A 20,556-nucleotide genomic window follows, 5' to 3' on the forward strand; every position below is an offset into this window, starting at 1 on the left:
ACGCCGCTCCCTGCTTAAAACTTGACGTAGATCAACGATAGCGCGGGCCGTTGGCGTCATTGTGGTGGCATAACGACAGGTGCGGCCGAATCCCATGCAGAAAAACACCACCACGATCTACAATTCCATCGAACGCCACGATGCCGAGCCCGTCAACTCGGCAAAGGTGAGGAAGCCGCTTTACGAGAAGCGCAAGAAGATCTTTCCCAAGCGTGCGGAGGGCCGTTTCCGGCAGTTCAAGTGGCTGGTGATGCTGGTCACGCTCGGCATCTACTATCTCACGCCGTGGATCCGCTGGGATCGCGGCCCGCATGCGCCGGATCAGGCCGTGCTCGTCGATCTCGCCGGCCGTCGCTTCTATTTCTTCTTCATCGAGATATGGCCGCAGGAGTTCTTCTTCGTCGCGGGCCTGCTCGTCATGGCGGGCTTCGGGCTCTTTCTCGTCACCTCGGCGGTCGGCCGCGCCTGGTGCGGTTATGCCTGTCCGCAAACCGTCTGGGTCGATCTCTTCCTCGTCGTCGAGCGTGCCATCGAGGGCGATCGCAATGCCCGCATCAAACTCGATGCCAGCCCGTGGACGGTCGACAAGGTCTGGAAGCGGGTCAGCAAACATGTCATCTGGCTGGCCATCGCGGTCGCGACCGGCGGCGCGTGGATATTCTATTTCGCCGATGCCCCGACGCTGCTCGTCAATTTCGTGACCCTCAAGGCGCCGCCCGTCGCCTATATCACCGTCGCCATCCTGACCGCGACGACCTATGTGCTTGGCGGCCTGATGCGCGAGCAGGTCTGCACCTATATGTGCCCCTGGCCGCGCATCCAGGCGGCGATGCTCGATGAAAGCTCGCTCGTCGTCACCTATAACGACTGGCGCGGCGAACCGCGCACCCGCCATGCCAAGAAGGCCGTGGCGTCAGGCGAAAGCGTCGGCGATTGCGTGGATTGCAATGCCTGCGTCGTCGTCTGTCCCATGGGCATCGACATCCGCGATGGCCAGCAGATGGAATGCATCACCTGCGCGCTCTGCATCGATGCCTGCGATAATGTCATGGACAAGATCGGCAAGGAGCGCGGCCTGATCGCCTATGCGACCCTGTCGGATTATGCCGCCAACATGGCGCTGGCGACATCGGGCGGCAGCGCGCCGATCGACCCCAGGCGCGTGCGCGATGCCGAAGGCAGGTTCAGCGAGAGGATCAAGCATTTCGATTGGCGCATCATCTTCCGGCCGCGCACGCTGCTCTATTTCGGCATCTGGTCGCTGGCCGGTCTTGCCCTGCTCTTCGCGCTTCTGTCGCGCGATCGGCTGGACCTCAACGTCATCCATGACCGCAACCCGCAATTCGTCGTCGAATCGGACGGTTCGATCCGCAACGGTTATGCCGTGAAGCTGCTCAACATGATCCCCGAGCCGCGCGTCATCACCGTCTCGATCGAAGGCATGCCCGGCGCTACCATGAAAATCGTCGGCCACGACGGCGCCGACGCTCGCAGCGTCGACGTGCCCGTCGATCCGGACAAGGTGACGGCGCTGCGCGTCTTCGTCACCCTGCCGAAGGAGAAGCTTGCCGAGGCCGCGGAAGGGTTCCAGATCATCGCCGAGGACCGTCAGGGCCACGAGCGCGACGTCTATTCCGCCAATTTCAACACGCCGGGAGCAAAGTGATGGCCACGCAGCAGAAACAACAGCAGGGCTTCGTCTTCACCGGCTGGCACATGCTCGGCGTCATGGCGCTGTTCTTCGGAACGATCATCACCGTCAACCTCATCATGGCCTGGAACGCCTCGCACAGCTGGAGCGGCCTTGTCGTGCAGAACACCTATGTCGCCAGCCAGCAGTTCAACGGCAAGGTCGCCGAGGCCAAGGCTTTTGCCGCAAGCGGCATCGAGGGCAATCTGGTGATCGAGGGTGGGCACATCACCTATCACGTCGCCGATGCCAAGGGCGAACCCGTCGTCGCCAACGACATCGCCGCGACCTTCAAGCGCCCGGTCGATGAGCGCGAGGACTTCACGCTGGCACTTACGCCGAAAGGGCCGGGGCTGTTCGTCGCCGAACGCGACATCATGCCCGGCCAGTGGATCGTCGATATCAGCACGAAGCGCGACGGCACGAAGGTCTTTCACCAGACCGTGCGCACTCTCGTTGCGGGAGGCGTGAAATGAGCTGCTGCGCGCCCGGCACGGAAGGCATTCTGGAGGCGGAGCGCGCCAATCATGCGCTACCGTCGTCCGAGGAACTGATGCTGGCCAGCCGCCCGCTTGGCGAGGGGCTGCGCCAGAGCGATCTCAGCGTGCCCGGCGTGCATTGCGGCACCTGCATCATGACCGTCGAGGGCGCGGTGAATGCGCTGCCGGAAGTGGTTCGTTCACGCGTCAACCTCTCCACGCGCCGCGTTTCGGTGGTCTGGAAGGAAGAGGTCGCGGGGCGTCGCACCGATCCGCAGGCCATCGCCGCCGCCATCGCCGCAACGGGCTATGACACGCATCTCTTCGCGCTCGGCGCAGAAGGCGACGACCGCCTGCGCAACCAGCTGATCCGTGCCGTCGCCGTCGCCGGCTTCGCGGCGACCAATATCATGCTGCTCTCGGTCTCCGTCTGGTCGGGCGCCGAGGATGCGACGCGCGACCTCTTCCACTGGATTTCCGCCTTCATCGCCGGCCCGACGCTGATCTATTCCGGCCGCTTCTTCTACCAGTCGGCCTGGAATGCGCTGCGCCACGGCCGCACCAATATGGACGTGCCGATCGCGCTCGCCATCACGCTGTCCTATGCCGTCTCGCTGTGGGAGACGCTGCACAGTGCCGAACATGTCTGGTTCGACGCCACCGTCAGCCTGCTGTTCTTCCTGCTCATCGGTCGTACGCTCGATCACGTCATGCGCGATCGCGCCCGTTCAGCCATAACGGGCCTTGCCCGCCTTTCGCCGCGCGGCGCCATGGTCGTGCGTCCGGATGGCAGCCGCGATTATCGCCCCGTCGAGGAGATCGCCGTCGGCGAGCACCTTTCAATCGCCGCAGGCGAGCGTATCCCCGTCGATTGCCGCGTGCTCTCGGGCGTCAGCGATGTCGATCGCTCCATCGTCAATGGTGAGAGCGATCCGCTGGCCGCGCAGCCCGGCACGCGTCTGGAGGCCGGGGCGATGAACCTCACCGGCTCGCTGCTGGTGGAGGCGGTCGCGACCGCGCGCAATTCCTTCCTGTCGGAGGTCATCGGCCTGATGGAGGCTGCCGAAGGGGGCAGGGCACGTTACCGACGCATCGCCGACCGCGCCGCCCAGATCTATTCACCGGCTGTGCATCTGCTCGCGCTCGTCTCCTTCCTCGGCTGGGGCTTTTATGACGGCGACTGGAAGCATGCCATGCTGGTCGCCATCGCAGTCCTCATCATCACCTGCCCCTGCGCGCTCGGCCTTGCCGTGCCCGTCGTGCAGGTCGTGGCGGCCGGCCGGCTGTTTGCCGGCGGCGTGATGGTGAAGGACGGCTCGGCCATGGAGCGCCTTGCCGAAATCGACACCGCCGTCTTCGACAAGACCGGCACGCTGACCCTCGGCAAGCCGCGCCTCGTCGATCGCGACAAGGTCAATCGCGCCAACCTCGCGTTGGCCGCTGCCCTTGCCGCCCATTCGCGCCACCCGCTCTCGCTTGCTTTGGCCGGTGCCGTCAGTGGCCCGACGCCGGTCATCGACGCCGTCAGGGAAGTCGCCGGCGGCGGCCTTGAGGCGGAGACCCCGCAGGGCCTGCTGCGCCTCGGCAACCGCGCCTTCGCCGCCGGCAAGGCCGTGGAAGGCGAGGAGGGGCATGGGCTTTCGGAAGTCGTCCTGTCGCGCGACGACGTGGTGCTGGAAACCTTCCGTTTCGAGGACGCCGTGCGCACCGGAGCAGGTGAGGCGATCGACGCGCTCAAGCAGCAGGGTATCGCCATGGCGATCCTCTCCGGCGACCGTGCACCTGCCGTCGGCCGCATTGCCGGCGCGCTCGGCATCGCCCGCTGGCGTGCTGCGCTCTCGCCGCGGGAAAAGACCGAGGCCGTTGCCGAGCGCGCCGCCAGCGGTCACCGCGTCCTGATGGTCGGCGACGGCATCAACGATGCGCCGGCGCTGGCTGTCGCCCATGTCTCGATGGCACCCGCGACGGCTGCGGATGTCGGCCGGCAGGCCGCCGATTTTGTCTTCCTGCATGAAAGCCTGGAGGCCATACCCTTCGCCTATGAGACCGCGCGCCGGGCCGGTAATCTCATCCGCCAGAATTTCGCGCTCGCCGTCGGTTACAATGTCATCGCCGTGCCGATCGCCATTCTCGGCCATGCCACGCCGCTGATCGCCGCCATCGCCATGTCCACATCGTCGATCATCGTGGTGGTCAACTCGCTTCGCCTGCGCGGCCGGCTGCCGGCCTTCGCAGCACGCGCGGCGGACGAGGCCCGTCCGGTCAAACCCCTGGTGCAAGCCGCATGAATACGCTGATCTTCCTCATCCCCATCGCGCTCTTTCTCGGCGCGCTTGGCCTCGGGGCTTTTCTCTGGTCGCTGAAGAGCGGCCAGTACGACGATGTCGAAGGGGCAGCATGGCGGGTGCTCGACGATGGTGACGACCGGCCCGGCCGGTGATTTCAAACCATTCTAAAAACGCTGTTTCACCAAACATTTGCTTGTCGTAAATCGATTTGAATGCCAAAACACCAGCGCTGGAGCACAGCTCCCAAATGCTCTTTTAGCGCGGCGTTTTCGGCATTGAGCCGGAAAACTTCCCCCGCCGCGCCATCCTACGGAGGTATGAACGTGGCACAGGCGGAAATCGGGCTTATCGGTCTCGGTGTTATGGGATCGAACCTTGCGCTCAACATTGCCGAGAAAGGCAACAAGATCGCGGTCTTCAACCGCACGGTCGCGCGCACCAAGGAATTCTACGAGGAGGCCGGCGACCTCAAGGGCCAGATCGTGCCCTGCGAGACGATCGAAGAGTTCGTCGCCGCCATCCGCCCGCCGCGCCCGATCATCATCATGATCCAGGCCGGTGCGGCCGTGGACCAGCAGATGGAACTGCTGCGCCCCTATCTCGAAGACAACGACATCATGATCGATGCCGGCAATGCCAATTTCCGCGACACGATGCGCCGCTTCGACGCGCTGAAGGATTCGGGCCTGACCTTCATCGGCATGGGTGTTTCCGGCGGTGAAGAGGGCGCGCGCCACGGCCCGTCCATCATGGTCGGCGGCACGGAAGCCTCCTGGAAACGCGTCGAAAAGGTGCTGACCTCGATCTCCGCCAAGTACAACGACGACCCGTGCGTCGCCTGGCTCGGCGAAAACGGCGCCGGCCATTTCGTCAAGACGATCCACAACGGCATCGAATATGCCGACATGCAGATGATCGCCGAAATCTACGGCATCCTGCGCGACGGCCTGAAGATGAGCGCGCCCGAGATTGCCGATGTCTTTGCCGCGTGGAACAAGGGCCGCCTCGAATCCTACCTCATCGAGATTTCTGCAAAGGTGCTGGCCGCCAAGGACCCGATCGCCGGTGGCCCGATGGTCGACATGATCCTCGACAAGGCCGGCCAGAAGGGCACGGGAAAATGGTCCGCTATCGAAGCCCAGAACATGGGCGTGCCGGCCACCGGCATCGAGGCCGCCGTCGCCGCCCGCTCCATCTCCTCCTTCAAGAGCGAGCGTGAAGCCGCCGAAAAGATCCTTGGCCTGCCGGATGTGCCGGCGCTCTCGGTTGCTGACAAGGCCGCCTTCATCAAGGACCTTGAAAGCGCGCTTCTCGCCGGCAAGATCGGCGCCTATGCGCAGGGCTTTGCCGTGATGGCCGCCGCTTCGAAGGAATACAACTGGAATCTGCCGATGCCGACGATTGCTAAAATCTGGCGCGCCGGCTGCATCATCCGTTCGCAGTTCCTCGACGAGATCACCAGCGCCTTCACCAAGGCACCGGACGCAGCAAACCTCATCGTCACCCCGGCCTTCGCTACGATGGTCAAGGACACGGACGCGGCGCTGCGCCGCGTCGTCTCGGCCGCCGCGCTGCATGGCCTGCCGGTCCCGGCACTCGCCTCGGCGCTCGGCTATTTCGACAGCTACCGCCGCGGCCGTGGCACCGCGAACATCATCCAGGCCCAGCGCGACTTCTTCGGCGCCCACGGCTTCGACCGTCTCGACAGTGCCGACAGCCATCATGGCCCGTGGGGCTCCGGCCTTAACGGCTGAGAATGAAAAGGCCCGGTCGAGAGACCGGGCCTTTTGCTATCAAATGTGCTCCGTCGGGATCGGGTAGCTCAGCGTCTGAAGCTCTTCGGGAGGGATGCCCTCGATGCGGGCGATGACGGCTTTTGCCAGTTCCCGGCCGGCGAGGCGGATATCCTCGCGCATGGTCGCGACCTCGGGCCTCAGCCATTGCAGGAACATGTGCGGTTCCTTGGAGACCATGTCGACGTCGTGGCCGAGCTTTTTGCCCGTTGCCTCCAGCGCCGCGATGAGCGCCACCGCGCCGCCACCGCTGCCGGCGACGATGCCGTCAGGGGCATCCGGACCGCTGAACAGGGTTTCGGCGGCCTTGCGGATATCGACGAGATTGTTGTCGAGATTGACGGTGTTGAACGGAATGGCCGTCGCGCCGAAATCGCGAACGCCGCGTTCGAAGCCGCCGTGCATGTGCAGGTAGAAGGTCAGGTAGGGCGGCGGCTGAAGTAGCACGAGCCGTTTGCGGCCCATTTCGGTGAGCTTGCGCACGGCCTCATAGGCAAAACGCTCGTTGTCGAAGTCGTGATAGGGGTGGATGAGCCCCATTTCCGTGCGGCCATGCGTCACGAAGGGGAAGTTGCGCTCCATCATCAGCGCGACGCGCGGATCCTTCGGCTCTGTGCGGGAGATGATCACGCCGTCAGCGGCGCCCGTCTCCAGCACGTAGCGCACGGGATCGAGGGCATTACCCTGGGTGCGGTAGGGCGTCACGACCAGATGATACTGCGTCGAGGCGAGGATTTCCGAGATGCCGATCACCATCGGGCTCGTCAGGCCCATGATCTCTTCCTCGAGGCTGAGGATCAGGCTGATGACATTGGTCTTGCCGGTGCGAAGACGCACGCCGGCGCGGTTCGGCTGATAGCCGATCTGGCGGGCGACGAGGCGCACGCGCTCCTTCGTCTCGGCGCTGATGTCTGATGCATCTTTCAGGGCACGGGAGACGGTGGTGATGCCGAGGCCGGTCATGAAGGCGATCGTCTTCAGCGTCGGCCGTTCATTGGGGTGCGGAAGCGCTGCCGCCTGGCCCTCGCTCTTCTTGTTGTCCATCCCCTGCCTGCACCTCTCCATATGAGCGGCCGGTTATACATCTTTTAACCCGGGCCGCTACTCCCTCCCGAAGGTTGCTACAAATCTGTAACGATACAGATGTTTTGTCGAGGTGAAATTTCCTGAAATTTGCAGGTGTGGATGTTTGAGCAAAGTGTTGCGCCGCAAACCGATAATTTATGCGGCTGCGAAGGTTGCGTCGTTGGTCTGGTTAGTGATCATGAATTATTTCGTTGAAATTCAGTTATTTAAGTGTAATGCCTTGCGCTTTCGGAGGTCGAGTTTCGGTTGGTAAATTGCTTTTAAAATAGGCGTTTGAAAGAAATCTCGCATTTATTGTCCGGGCCTGTTGCACGATTAAATCGATTGGACTAGGTTTTTCCGGCAACGTTTCAGTGAGGGAGGAGAACTCATGAAAATTCGCTCTATGGCTGCTGTTCTGGCAGCGACCGTGGTCCTGCCGTTCGCCGCAGCCAATGCGACCGATCTGGAAGTGACCCATTGGTGGACGTCCGGCGGGGAGGCCGCGGCGGTCGCAGAACTCGCAAAGGCATTCGACGCGACGGGCAACAAGTGGGTCGACGGCGCTATCGCCGGCTCCGGCGGTACGGCCCGGCCGATCATGGTCAGCCGCATCACCGGCGGCGACCCGATGGGAGCCACGCAGTTCAACCACGGCCGTCAGGCCGAGGAACTGGTCGAGGCCGGCCTGATGCGCGACCTCACCGATGTCGCGACCAAGGAAAAGTGGAAAGAGATCATCAAGCCGGCGAGCCTGCTCGACAGCTGCACGATCGACGGCAAGATCTATTGCGCGCCGGTCAACATTCATTCCTGGCAGTGGCTGTGGCTGTCCAACGCCGCCTTCGAGAAGGCGGGCGTGGCGGTTCCGAAGAACTGGGACGAGTTCGTCGCGGCCTCTCCGGCGCTGGAAAAGGCCGGCATCGTTCCGCTCGCCGTCGGTGGCCAGCCCTGGCAGGCGGCCGGTGCGTTCGATGTGCTGATGGTCGCCATCGCCGGCAAGGACACCTACTACAAGGTCTTCAAGGACAAGGACGAGGAGGTCGCCGCCGGCGCCGATATCGGCAAGGTCTTCAAGGCCGCCGACGATGCCCGCCGCATGTCCAAGGGCACCAATGTGCAGGACTGGAACCAGGCGACCAACATGGTCATCACCGGCAAAGCCGGCGGCCAGATCATGGGCGACTGGGCGCAGGGCGAGTTCGCACTGGCCGGCCAGACCGCCGGCAAGGACTATACCTGCCTTCCCGGGCTGGGCGTGAACGAGGTCATCTCGACGGGCGGCGATGCCTTCTACTTCCCGCTGCTCAAGGATGAAGAGAAGTCCAAGGCCCAGGAAGTGCTGGCCTCGACGCTCCTGGCGCCGGCCACCCAGGTCGCCTTCAACCTGAAGAAGGGCTCGCTGCCGGTGCGCGGCGACGTCGACCTCGCCGCCGCCAACGACTGCATGAAGAAGGGCCTCGACATCCTTGCCAAGGGCAATGTGATCGAAGGCACCGACCAACTGCTTTCGGCCGATAGCCAGAAGCAGAAGGAAGACCTGTTCTCCGAATTCTTCGCCAACCCGTCCATGACGCCGGAAGACGCCCAGAAGCGTTTCGCCGACATCATCGCTTCGGCGGAGTGATCAGACTTCAGTGACATCGGCCGGCAGTGATCTGCCGGCCGGTTCCGGCGCCCGATGAGGAGCGGCGTCGCCATCTCTGATCGAGACCAAGGAGGAGTGACCCATGACGGGCCAGGCACACACCGGTCGCCCCAGTAAATTGCTGCGCAATCTCAGTTCGAAGATTGCGTCCATTCCCATGATGCTGACCGCCGTCGTCATTTTTCTCGGCGGCACGGTCTGGACGGTCGTTTACTCGTTCACCAATTCAAAACTGCTGCCGCGTGCGAAATTCGTCGGTCTCGACCAGTACGAACGTCTGTGGAGCGCGCCGCGCTGGATCATCTCGATCGAGAATCTGGCGATCTACGGCTTCTTCACGCTGGTTTTCAGCCTGGTGATGGGCTTCCTGCTGGCGGCGCTGATGGACCAGAAGATCCGCTTCGAAAACACCTTCCGGACGATCTTCCTCTATCCATTCGCGCTGTCCTTCATCGTCACCGGCCTCGTCTGGCAATGGATTCTCAATCCGGAATTCGGCGTGCAGTCCGTCGTGCGCTCGCTCGGCTGGACGAGCTTCACCTTCGATCCGCTCTACAATTCCGACATCGTCATCTACGGCGTGCTGATCGCAGGGCTATGGCAGGGCACCGGGCTCGTCATGTGCTTGTTGCTCGCGGGTCTGCGCGGCATCGACGAGGACATCTGGAAGGCCTCGCGCGTCGACGGCATCCCGATGTGGAAGACCTATCTCTTCATCGTCATCCCCATGATGCGCCCGGTCTTCATCACGACGCTGGTCATCATCGCGAGCGGCATCGTCAAGGTCTATGACCTCGTGGTGGCGCAGACGAGCGGCGGCCCGGGCATCTCGTCCGAAGTGCCGGCGAAATATGTCTATGACTACATGTTCCAGGCCCAGAACCTCGGCCAGGGCTTTGCCGCCTCCACCATGATGCTCGTCACCGTCGCCATCATCATCGTGCCATGGGCCTATCTCGAATTCGGAGGACGCAAGCGTGGCTGAGACCGTTTCCATCAAGCCCGGCCCGGCGCTCGCCGCCGCCACCAGAGCCGGCATCGAGCCGCGTGGCGCCAAACCGCGCCGCACCTTTTCCGGCCGCAACATCATGCTCTACGGCACGCTCACTGTCGCCGCGCTCTATTACCTGCTGCCGCTCTACGTGATGGTGGTGACCTCGCTCAAGGGCATGCCGGAAATCCGGCTTGGCAACATCTTCTCGCCGCCGCTGGAAGTGACCTTCGAGCCCTGGGCCAAGGCCTGGGCAACGGCCTGTACCGGCCTCAACTGCGACGGCCTGTCGCGCGGCTTCTGGAACTCGGTGCGCATCACCGTGCCCTCGACGCTGATCTCGATCCTCGTCGCCTCGGTCAACGGCTATGCGCTCGCCAACTGGAAGTTCAAGGGCGCGGACCTGTTCTTCACCATCCTCATCGTCGGCGCCTTCATTCCCTATCAGGTGATGATCTATCCGATCGTCATCGTGCTCAGGGAACTCGGCATCTACGGCACGCTGACCGGCCTCGTCATCGTGCACACCATCTTCGGCATGCCGATCCTGACGCTGCTCTTCCGCAACTACTTCTCGTCCCTGCCGGAAGAGCTGTTCAAGGCGGCGCGCATCGATGGCGCCGGGTTCTGGCAGATCTATTTCCGCATCATGCTGCCCATGTCGCTGCCGATCTTCGTCGTGGCGATGATCCTGCAGATCACCGGCATCTGGAACGACTTCCTGTTCGGCGTCGTGTTCACGCGGCCGGAATATTACCCGATGACCGTGCAGCTCAACAACATCGTCAACTCCGTGCAGGGGGTGAAGGAATACAACGTCAACATGGCCGCGACTTTGCTCACTGGCGCGGTTCCGCTCTTCGTTTACTTTGTGTCGGGACGCTTGTTCGTCCGCGGCATCGCCGCCGGCGCAGTCAAGGGTTAAGCCATGCAGAAATCCGTCTCCATCAAGGACCTTTCGTTGAGCTTCGGTGCGGTCAACGTGCTGGAAAACCTCAATCTCGATATCGGGGAGGGCGAGTTCCTCGTGCTTCTCGGCTCGTCCGGCTGCGGTAAGTCGACCCTTCTGAACTGCATTGCCGGCCTGCTCGAGCCGACCGGTGGGCAGATCTTCATCAAGAACAAGAACGTCACCTGGGAAGAGCCCAAGGACCGCGGCATCGGCATGGTGTTCCAGTCCTATGCCCTCTATCCGCAGATGACGGTCGAGAAGAACCTCTCCTTCGGCCTGCAGGTCGCCAAAATGCCGAAGGCGGAAATCGACAAGCGTGTCGCCCGCGCGTCCGAAATCCTGCAGATCGGCCCGCTCCTGAAGCGCAAGCCGTCGGAGCTTTCCGGCGGCCAGCGCCAGCGCGTGGCGATCGGCCGAGCGCTGGTGCGCGACGTCGATGTCTTCCTGTTCGATGAGCCGCTGTCCAACCTCGACGCGAAACTGCGCTCGGAGTTGCGCGTGGAAATCAAGCGGCTGCACCAGTCGCTGAAGAACACGATGATCTATGTCACGCATGACCAGATCGAGGCGCTGACGCTTGCCGATCGCATCGCCATCATGAAGAGCGGCGTTATCCAGCAGCTCGCCGATCCGAATACGATCTACAATGCGCCGAGAAACATGTTCGTCGCCGGCTTCATCGGGTCGCCGTCGATGAATTTTCTGCGTGGCGAGATCGTCGAGAAGGCTGGCAAGCCGGCTCTTTCGGCGAACGGCGTCGAATTCTCGCTCGACGGCTATGTGGCCTCCGAACCTCTCCAGGCCGGCCGCAAGGTCGTGCTCGGCGTGCGTCCGGAGCATGTGAAGGTCGATGAGGGCAGTCCGGGTGCCGAGACCCATCAGGCGACCGTCGATATCGAAGAGCCGATGGGCGCCGATAATCTGCTCTGGCTGAAACATGCCGGTCACACCCTATCCGTCCGCGTTGCCGGCGCCCGGCGCTTCAAGCCCGGCACGGCGGTGGCGCTCTCCTTCGACATGGGGCTGGCGTCGCTGTTCGATGCGGGCACGGAGGAGCGGATCTAAGCCTGACTTCTGCGAAAAACCCTCTGGCGATGCGGCTGGAGGGGCATATTTTCCCGCGGCTAGAGAAACCGCCGAGACACTGCCATGACCCACACATCCGACATCACCTCCATCGATCTTTCCGGCCTCTGGACCGTCACCAGCACTGATGCGGAGAAGACCGCGCCGATGCGGGTGCCCGGCGACGTGCACAGCGCGCTTCTCGCCGCCGGCCTCATTCCCGATCCCTATGCCGGCCGCAATGAGCGCGATATCCAATGGGTGGCGGAGAAGGACTGGGCGATCGAGCGGACCTTCGAGATCGCGCCCGAAATGCTGGAGGGCGATTGGTATCTCGATATCGGCAGCGTTGACACGGTCGCCTCTGTCTATGTCAACGGCGTGCTGGTGCTTGACACCGACAATTGCTTCCGCCGCTATCGGCCCGATGTCACCGATGCGCTGAAGATCGGTGAAAACACGCTGAAGGTGCTGATCCATTCGAGTGTCACGGCTGGCGCGCTGCGGCAGTCGGAACAGCCCTTCTTCATCCCGTGGTCCACAGGTAACTCGCCGATCCCGAACGGCAACATGCTGCGCAAGCCGCAGTGCCATTTCGGCTGGGACTGGAACATCGCGATTGCGCCGCTCGGCATCTATGGCGAGATCGTCCTGCGCAAGCTGGAGGCCGCGCGCATCGAGCATGTCACGACGCGGCAGTTCCACCATGCGGATGGTGCCGTCGATCTCTATGTCACCGCCACCTTCCATGCCGAACAGCCGGGCATCCTGCCGGTGCATTTCGCGCTCGGCGAGGAGCGGGTGCGGCTCGATATCGGCGTCAATGCCGGCGAGACGCAGCTCACCCACATGTTCCGCATCGAGAAGCCGGCGCTCTGGTGGCCGAAGGGCCATGGCGAGCAGGCGATCTATGCCGTGCGCGTCGAAACGCCGACGGAGACGGTGGTGCGCCGGATCGGCCTGCGTCAGGTCGAACTCCTGATCGACAAGGATGAGCCGGGCAGCCGCTTTGCGCTCAAGGTCAACGGCCGCGAAATCTTCTGCCGTGGCGCGAACTGGATCCCCGCCGATGCGCTTCCGTCGCGCATCAACCCCGTCGCGGTGCGCGATCTGCTGCAATCGGCCGTCGACGCCAACATGAATATGCTGCGCGTCTGGGGCGGCGGTTTCTACGAGCCGGACTGGTTCTACGATCTCTGCGACGAGCTCGGCCTGATGGTTTGGCAAGACTTCATGTTCGCCTGCAACCTCTATCCCTCGACCGTCGATTTCCTCGACAATGTCACCGCCGAGGTCGAGTATCAGGTCAAGCGCCTCGCCTCGCATCCCTCTATCGTTCTGTGGTGCGGCGACAACGAGTTGGTCGGCGCGCTGACCTGGTTTGACGTCAGCCGCGAGAACCGCGACCGTTACCTCGTTTCTTACGATCGTCTCAACCGCACCATCGAAGTTGCGATGAAGAAGGCCGCACCGGGTGCGATCTGGTGGCCGTCGAGCCCGGCCTCCGGTTATCTCGATTTCGGTGACGCCTGGCATGCCGATGGATCCGGCGATATGCACTACTGGTCCGTCTGGCACGAGAACAAATCGTTCGACAACTATCGCACGGTGCGCCCACGCTTCTGCTCGGAATTCGGCTTCCAGTCCTACACCTCCATGCCGGTCATGAAGACCTTCGCGGACACGAAGGACATGAACATCGCGTCGCCGGTGATGGAGAGCCACCAGAAGAATGCCGGCGGCAACGAGCGCATTGCCGGCACGATGTTCCGCTATTTCCGCTTTCCCAAGGATTTTCCGAGCTTCGTTTATCTCAGCCAGATCCAGCAGGGCCTCGCCATCCGCACCGCCGTCGAATACTGGCGTTCGCTGAAGCCCCATTGCATGGGCACGCTCTATTGGCAGCTCAACGACACTTGGCCGGTCGCCTCTTGGTCGAGCCTCGATTACGGCGGCAACTGGAAGGCCATGCACTATATGGTGCGCCGCTTCTTCCAGCCCGTCGCCGTTGCCGCGATCCCGTCGAAGGACGGCGAGACCATCGGCTTCTCCGTCGTCAACGACACGGCCGAGGCCGTCACGGTGAAGCTCGACACCTGGCTCGTCTCGCTTACCGGTGAACGGCGCCCGCACCGCAGCGCCGAGGGTGTCTGCGGCCCGGACAAGGCGGAAATGCTGTTTTCCGTCTTCGCCGCCGATCTTCCCGAGGACACGCTGTTGTTCTGGTCCTTCGAGGCTTCGAACGGCATGAAAGGTGAGGGGCACCATGTCTCCGGCACCTACAAGGCGCTCGATCTCGAGGCTTCCGGTCTGACGCTTGATGTTCCGCCGCGCGACGATGGCCGCTTTGCCGTCACCGCCGCGGCAAGCGGTCTTGCGCTGCATGTCATGCTGGAGGCCGACATCGCCGGCCGCTGGTCGGACAACGCCTTCGACCTCACCGCCGGAGAGCGCAGGACCGTGATCTTCACGCCCGCCGAAAGCGGTGCCGTTCCGAAATTCCATTGGCTCGACCTTCATTCCTGCCAGACTTCCCAAGACTGATACGAGGAGACAACAATGCAGACCGTCAGCTTCCAGCTTTACAGCGCCCGCAATTTTCAGCCCTTCGCCGAAGTTTTCCGCATCCTCGGCGATGCCGGTTATAAGGAAGTCGAGGGCTATGGCGCGCTCTATGCCGCGCTCGATGATGCCGCGATCCAGCAAGTGAAGGCCGATCTCGATAAGAACGGCCTCACTATGCCGACGGCCCATTTCGGCCTCGACATGATCGAGGGCGAGCCGGACCGCGTCATCGAGATTTGCCGCACGCTCGGCATCGAGGCGGTCTATTGCCCCTATCTTCTGCCCGAACACCGTCCAACGGATGCCGCCGGCTGGCACGCGTTTGGCGCACGCCTCCAGAAGGCCGGCGAGCCGCTGCGCAAGGCGGGTCTGACCTTCGGCTGGCACAACCACGATTTCGAATTCTTCGCCCTGCCGGACGGGTCCATGCCGCAGGATCACATCTTTGCCGGTGGCCCGGACCTTACCTGGGAAGCGGATATCGCCTGGGTCATCCGCGGCGGCGCCGATCCTTTCGCCTGGATCCAGAAATACGGCAGCCGCATCACCGCCGTGCATGTCAAGGACATCGCACCGAAGGGCGAGGCCACGGACGAGGACGGCTGGGCGGATGTCGGCCACGGCACCGTCGCCTGGGGCGATCTGGCCAAGGCGCTCGCCGGCACGCCGGCAAAACACTTCATCGTCGAGCATGACAATCCCAAGGACATCACGCGCCTTGCCACCCGCTCGATTGCAACCATCAAGGCATTCTGAGGACTGACCGCCATGAGCAAGGAATACGGAGTCGGCATCATCGGCTGCGGCAACATTTCGGGCGCTTATTTCAAGCTGATCCCGATGTTCAGGAACCTGAAGCTTGTCGCCTGCGCCGATATCAACCCCGCGGCCTCGAAGGCCCGGTCGGAAGAGTTCGGCGTCGCGGCGCAGGAGATCGATGCGCTGCTCGCCAATCCGGCGGTCGACGTCGTCGTCAACCTGACGATCCCTGAGGCGCACTATCCCGTCTCGAAGGCGGCGCTTGAGGCGGGCAAACACGTCTATTCGGAAAAGCCGTTCGTTCTCTCCATCGAACAGGGCGAGGACCTGCGCCGCATCGCCGACGCCAAGGGTCTCAAGGTCGGTTCGGCGCCGGATACCTATCTCGGCGGCTCGCACCAGTTCGCACGCCATCTGATCGATAGTGGCAAGGTCGGCAAGATCATGTCGGGCACGGCGCATGTGCTTTCGCCCGGCATGGAGAGCTGGCATCCGAACCCGGACTTCTTCTTCGCGCCGGGCGGCGGGCCGATCCTCGATCTCGGTCCCTACTACGTCAACAATCTCGTCAACCTCGTCGGCCCGGTGAAGCGCGTCGTGGCGCTCGCCAACAAGGCGCGCGAGCAGCGCATCATCGGCAATGGTCCGCGGCTTGGCCAGGCCGTGCCGGTCATCGTCGCCACCAATATCCATGCCATCCTCGAATTCGAGAACGGCGCACAGATCGCGCTGATGGCGAGCTGGGACGTCTGGGCGCATCGCCACCAGAACATGGAGCTCTACGGCACCGACGGCGCGCTCTTCGTGCCGGACCCGAACTTCTTCGGCGGCAAGGTGGAAGTGGCCGGCAATGACCGCGAGCCCAAGGAAGTGGAGGTCTGGGATCATCCGCTGACGGCGCAGAACTACCAGTTCGACTGGGGCACGCAGGCCAACTACCGCGGCATCGGCCTTGCCGACATGATGGAAGCGGTGACGACCGGCCGCGACTACCGCTGCTCGCTCGACCGTTCGCTGCACACGATCGACGTCCTGACCGCGATCCTGCGCTCGGCGGAGGAGCGCAAGGCCGTCGATATCGTGACGACCTGCACCCAGCCGGAAGCGCTCGGCATCGAGGAAGCGCGTTCACTGCTGCGCTAGCTTGCGAACAAGCGGCCGGCGAGGGCGGATGTCCCTTGCCGGCTGGCATATCGGGGCTGTACGAAACACATCCTGATTCAGATAAGGAATTTGACCATGGCCTGGCAGCCGGCGGACAACCGTTACGACAAGATGATCTACAACCGCGTTGGGCGCTCCGGCCTGAAGCTGCCGGCGGTTTCGCTCGGCCTGTGGCACAATTTCGGCGGTGACACGCCGCATGACCGCAAGGTTGACATGTGCCGCACCGCCTTCGACCTCGGTATCACGCATTTCGATCTCGCCAACAATTACGGCCCGCCGCCCGGTTCGGCCGAAACCGCCTTCGGCGAAATCCTGCGCACCGATTTCAAGCACCTGCGCGACGAGCTGATCGTCTCCTCCAAGGCGGGCTACGACATGTGGCCGGGTCCCTATGGCGAGTGGGGCAGCCGCAAGTACCTGATCGCTTCCTGCGACCAGAGCCTGAAGCGCATGGGCCTCGACTATGTCGATATCTTCTATTCGCACCGCTTCGACCCCGATACGCCGCTGGAAGAGACCTGCGGAGCGCTCGACCACATCGTGCGCTCCGGCCGCGCACTCTATGTCGGCATCTCCTCCTACAATTCGCAGCGCACCCGCGAGGCCGCCGCGATCCTTAAGGCGCTTGGCACGCCCTGCATCATCCACCAGCCGAGCTATTCCATGCTCAACCGCTGGATCGAAGAGGACGGTCTCGTCGACACGCTCGACGAACTCGGCATGGGCTCCATCGTCTTCACGCCGCTGGCGCAGGGCCTTTTGACGGCAAAGTATCTCGGCGGCATCCCGAGCGACAGCCGCGCGGCGCTGAACCACTTCCTGAAGTCGGATTCCATCCGCCCTGAAATCCTCGACAATATCCGCAAGCTCAACGGCATTGCCGAAAAGCGCGGCCAGACGCTGGCGCAGATGGCGATCGCCTGGGTACTGCGCGGTGGACGCATCACCTCCGCGCTGATCGGCGCGAGCCGCTCGTCGCAGATCGTCGATTGCGTCAAGGCGCTGGACAATCTCGACTTCTCGGCCGCCGAACTGGCCGAGATCGAGACCCTTTCGAATGGCGCCGACGTCAATCTCTGGAAGAGCTCCGCCGAGATCGACTGACCTTACGGGCCGCCCGGCAAAACCGGGCGGCCTTTTTCGACTGCGATATGACGTACGTGCATCATCTGGGAGGAAACGATGATCCGCAACCCGATCCTGCCGGGCTTCAACCCGGACCCCTCGATCTGCCGCGTGGGGGAGGACTATTACATCGCGACATCCACCTTCGAATGGTATCCGGGCGTGCAGATCCATCATTCGCGCGACCTCGTGAACTGGACCCTGGTCAGGCGGCCGCTGGAGCGCAAGAGCCAGCTCGACATGCGCGGCAATCCCGACAGCTGCGGCGTCTGGGCGCCGTGCCTGTCCTATGCCGACGGGCTGTTCTGGCTTGTTTATACCGACGTCAAACGTTTCGACGGCAGCTTCAAGGATGCGCACAACTACATCGTCAAGGCTTCGTGCGTGGAGGGGGAGTGGTCCGATCCGGCCTATGTCAATTCGTCCGGCTTCGACCCCTCGCTGTTCCATGACGAGGACGGGCGGAAATGGTTCGTCAACATGCAGTGGAACCACCGGCCGGAAAACCATACGGGCGCGGCACACAACGCTTTCGACGGCATTCTGCTTCAGGAATGGGATGCCGGGACGAAGCGCCTGGTCGGGCCGGTGAAGAACATCTTTCCCGGCACAAGGCAGGGCCTGGTGGAGGCGCCGCATCTCTTCCGGCGCAACGGCTGGTATTATCTCACGACGGCGGAAGGCGGCACGGGCTATGACCACACCGTCACCATGGCGCGATCCCGGACGATCGACGGACCCTATGTGATGCATCCGGATCTTTACCTGATTACCGCGAAGGATTATCCCGAGGCGCCGCTCCAGCGGGCCGGGCATGGGCAATATGTCGAGACGCCCGATGGGCAGGCCTATCACACCCATCTCTGCGGTCGCCCTCTCGCACCGCAACGTCGCTGCACGCTGGGGCGCGAGACGGCGCTGCAGAAATGCGTCTGGCGCGACGATGACTGGTTGTATCTGGAGCATGGCGGACCTGTGCCGGCCGTCGAGGTGCCGGCGCCCCATGAAGCCGTCGCAATCGAGAAGCCAGCGAGCGTTTCCTATGATTTTTCCGAAGGCGCCTTGCCGGCGGATTTCCAGTGGCTGCGCACGCCTGAACCGGAGCGGATCTTCTCGCTGTCCGCGCGACCGGGGCATCTGCGGCTGTTCGGGCGTGAAAGCATCGGCAGCTGGTTCGAGCAGGCGCTGGTGGCGCGCCGGCAGGAGCATCACGACTTTCATGCCGAGACGGTGATCGAGGCGGAGCCGGAGGTCTATCAGCAGGTCGCCGGGCTCACCTACTATTACAACCGCTACAAGTTCCATGCGCTCGGATTGACCCGGCACGAGGTGCTGGGCCGCACGCTGACGATCCTGTCCTGCCCGGGGGATTACCCGAACGGAAACCTGACCTTCCCGGCCGGCAGCGGCGTCGCGGTGGGCGAGGGGCCGCTGGAGCTGGCGGCGGAGGTGCACGGCAACGATCTCCAGTTCTTCTGGCGCCCGGCCGGGGCCGATGCCTGGCAGGCGATCGGCCCGGTGCTGGACGCCGGCGTGATCTCCGACGAGGGCGGGCGGGGCGAGCATGGCTCGTTCACCGGCGCCTTCATCGGCCTGTTCGCCTTCGATATTACCGGACGCGGGCGCGGCGGGGATTTTGCCGGCTTCCGCTACACCGCCCTCTCCTGATCAGCCGACCTGCCGGATCCAGGCCGGGAACGGGTCGGGCAGGTTCGCCCAGCGGGCGGGTTCGAACGTCTCTTCCGGGACCAGGCAGGCGTCCAGCCGGCGGCGGATATCGGCTTCATCCATAGGGTCCGCGCCGATGAAGACGAGTTCCTGCCGCCGGTCGCCCCAGACGGGATCGGTGTAGGTCGCAATGGCGTCGAGCGCCGCCTCGTCCTCCGGCCAATGCCGGCGCGGCACCGAGGCCCACCACAGGCCGAGCCGGCCGCTCCTGACCAGCGCACCCGCCTGGCTCATCTCGCCGACATGGTGCGGCCGCGTCGCCAGCCAGAAAAAGCCCTTAGCGCGGATGACGCCCGGCCAGCCTTCATCGAGAAACGCCTTGAACCGCGCCGGGTTGAACGGTTTTTGAGCGCGGTAGACGAAGGAACGGATGCCGTATTCCTCCGTCTCCGGCACATGGTCATTGAAGCCGTGCAGTTCCTTGAACCACAGCGGATGTTCGCTCGCCTTGGCGAAATCGAACAGCCCGGTGCCGAGGATATCGGTAAGCGCGACCCGCCCGAAATCCGTCTCGATAATGCGGGCGACGGCGTTGAGGCCGCCGACGATCTGGCGGGCGGCGATGAGATTATCGGGGCTTGCCGCACCCGTCTTGTTGAGCACGACCACATCGGCGAACTCGATCTGCTCGACGAGCAGTTCCACCAGCGTGCGCGTATCGCCTTCGCCGGCCGTCTCGCCGCGCTGGGCGAGAAAATCTTCGGAGCCGTAGTCCTTGAGGAGGTTTGCGGCATCCACCACCGTCACCATCGTATCGAGCCGGGCGACATCAGACAGGCTCCAGCCGCTTTCATCGCGGAAATCGAAGGTGGTGGCGACAGGCAGGGGTTCGGAGATGCCGCTCGATTCGATCAGCAGGTAGTCGAAGCGGTTCATCTCCGCCAGCCGCCGCACCTCCGCCAACAGGTCATCGCGTAATGTGCAACAGATGCAGCCATTGGTCATTTCCACCAGCTGTTCGTCCGTGCGGGAAAACTCGGCCCCGCCCTCGCGGATGAGGGCTGCGTCGATGTTCACCTCGCTCATGTCGTTGACGATGACCGCAACGCGCAGGCCGCTGCGGTTGTTCAGGACATGGTTGAGCAGCGTCGTCTTGCCGGCGCCGAGAAAGCCGGAGAGCACGGTAACGGGAAGGCGGTTGTCCATCGTTTCTTGCCTCTAATGTTATATAATTACATAGTTTGGGCTGAAAAAAGCGGGATGATCCCGCCGTTTGTGCTGTGCTTTCTCCGGTCTGGTTG

General features: G+C 63.2%; 16 protein-coding genes. 14 read left to right on the forward strand and 2 right to left on the reverse strand.

What is annotated here, in order from left to right:
* The first annotated feature begins 94 nt into the window (after positions 1-94).
* The 5 genes from ccoG (at position 95) to gndA (ending at position 6,211) form a co-directional block, all read left to right on the forward strand.
* Complete coding sequence (gene ccoG, locus AC27VQ_RS22745) at positions 95-1,666, forward strand: cytochrome c oxidase accessory protein CcoG (RefSeq protein ID WP_488718100.1); 1,572 nt, start codon at positions 95-97, stop codon at positions 1,664-1,666.
* Complete coding sequence (locus tag AC27VQ_RS22750; RefSeq protein WP_421593444.1) at positions 1,666-2,166, forward strand: FixH family protein; 501 nt, start codon at positions 1,666-1,668, stop codon at positions 2,164-2,166. The genes ccoG and AC27VQ_RS22750 overlap by 1 nt, the downstream gene beginning before the upstream one ends.
* Positions 2,163-4,457, forward strand: a complete 2,295-nt coding sequence (locus AC27VQ_RS22755; protein ID WP_488718101.1) for a cation-translocating P-type ATPase — start codon at positions 2,163-2,165, stop codon at positions 4,455-4,457. The genes AC27VQ_RS22750 and AC27VQ_RS22755 overlap by 4 nt, the downstream gene beginning before the upstream one ends.
* Complete coding sequence (ccoS, locus tag AC27VQ_RS22760; RefSeq protein WP_244759221.1) at positions 4,454-4,609, forward strand: cbb3-type cytochrome oxidase assembly protein CcoS; 156 nt, start codon at positions 4,454-4,456, stop codon at positions 4,607-4,609. Before AC27VQ_RS22755 ends, ccoS begins: the two co-directional genes overlap by 4 nt.
* Before the next feature lie 171 nt (positions 4,610-4,780).
* Complete coding sequence (gndA, locus tag AC27VQ_RS22765; RefSeq protein WP_488718102.1) at positions 4,781-6,211, forward strand: NADP-dependent phosphogluconate dehydrogenase; 1,431 nt, start codon at positions 4,781-4,783, stop codon at positions 6,209-6,211.
* A 39-nt stretch (positions 6,212-6,250) separates the two neighbouring features.
* Here the strand turns inward: gndA and AC27VQ_RS22770 are convergent, their stop codons facing one another.
* Positions 6,251-7,294 carry a LacI family transcriptional regulator gene (locus tag AC27VQ_RS22770; RefSeq protein WP_313528432.1) on the reverse strand — a complete coding sequence of 348 codons (1,044 nt, stop codon included), beginning with the start codon at positions 7,292-7,294 and terminating at the stop codon, positions 6,251-6,253.
* Positions 7,295-7,706: 412 nt separating this feature from the next.
* On the opposite strand from AC27VQ_RS22770, the gene AC27VQ_RS22775 reads away from it, so the two are divergent.
* The 9 genes from AC27VQ_RS22775 to AC27VQ_RS22815 all read left to right on the forward strand — a co-directional run bounded on the left by AC27VQ_RS22775 (position 7,707) and on the right by AC27VQ_RS22815 (position 19,255).
* Positions 7,707-8,942, forward strand: a complete 1,236-nt coding sequence (locus tag AC27VQ_RS22775) for an ABC transporter substrate-binding protein (protein WP_313528430.1) — start codon at positions 7,707-7,709, stop codon at positions 8,940-8,942.
* 103 nt (positions 8,943-9,045) lie between these two features.
* Entirely contained in the window at positions 9,046-9,948 is a 903-nt protein-coding gene (locus AC27VQ_RS22780; RefSeq protein WP_488718103.1) for a carbohydrate ABC transporter permease, read from the forward strand.
* 103 nt (positions 9,949-10,051) lie between these two features.
* Entirely contained in the window at positions 10,052-10,879 is an 828-nt protein-coding gene (locus AC27VQ_RS22785) for a carbohydrate ABC transporter permease (protein ID WP_409530378.1), read from the forward strand.
* A 3-nt stretch (positions 10,880-10,882) separates the two neighbouring features.
* Complete coding sequence (locus tag AC27VQ_RS22790; protein WP_488718104.1) at positions 10,883-11,971, forward strand: ABC transporter ATP-binding protein; 1,089 nt, start codon at positions 10,883-10,885, stop codon at positions 11,969-11,971.
* Between the two features lie 84 nt (positions 11,972-12,055).
* Positions 12,056-14,515, forward strand: a complete 2,460-nt coding sequence (locus AC27VQ_RS22795; RefSeq protein ID WP_488718105.1) for a beta-mannosidase — start codon at positions 12,056-12,058, stop codon at positions 14,513-14,515.
* Between the two features lie 15 nt (positions 14,516-14,530).
* A complete protein-coding gene (locus tag AC27VQ_RS22800; protein ID WP_488718106.1) occupies positions 14,531-15,292 on the forward strand; it encodes a sugar phosphate isomerase/epimerase family protein in 762 nt (253 codons plus the stop codon).
* 12 nt (positions 15,293-15,304) lie between these two features.
* The gene (locus tag AC27VQ_RS22805) at positions 15,305-16,438 is read left to right on the forward strand and encodes a Gfo/Idh/MocA family protein (RefSeq protein WP_488718107.1); all 1,134 of its coding nucleotides are present in this window, start codon (positions 15,305-15,307) and stop codon (positions 16,436-16,438) included.
* Positions 16,439-16,534: 96 nt separating this feature from the next.
* Positions 16,535-17,566: an L-glyceraldehyde 3-phosphate reductase gene (mgrA, locus tag AC27VQ_RS22810; RefSeq protein WP_488718108.1), complete on the forward strand. Its 1,032-nt coding sequence runs from the start codon at positions 16,535-16,537 to the stop codon at positions 17,564-17,566.
* A gap of 78 nt (positions 17,567-17,644) precedes the next feature.
* Positions 17,645-19,255 carry a glycoside hydrolase family 43 protein gene (locus tag AC27VQ_RS22815; protein ID WP_488718109.1) on the forward strand — a complete coding sequence of 537 codons (1,611 nt, stop codon included), beginning with the start codon at positions 17,645-17,647 and terminating at the stop codon, positions 19,253-19,255.
* On the opposite strand, the gene AC27VQ_RS22820 is transcribed toward AC27VQ_RS22815, so the two are convergent.
* Positions 19,256-20,461 carry a GTP-binding protein gene (locus tag AC27VQ_RS22820; RefSeq protein ID WP_488718110.1) on the reverse strand — a complete coding sequence of 402 codons (1,206 nt, stop codon included), beginning with the start codon at positions 20,459-20,461 and terminating at the stop codon, positions 19,256-19,258.
* Between the last annotated feature and the right edge of the window lie 95 nt (positions 20,462-20,556).

It is taken from the genome of Shinella sp. 20P9.1.1, assembly GCF_057798995.1.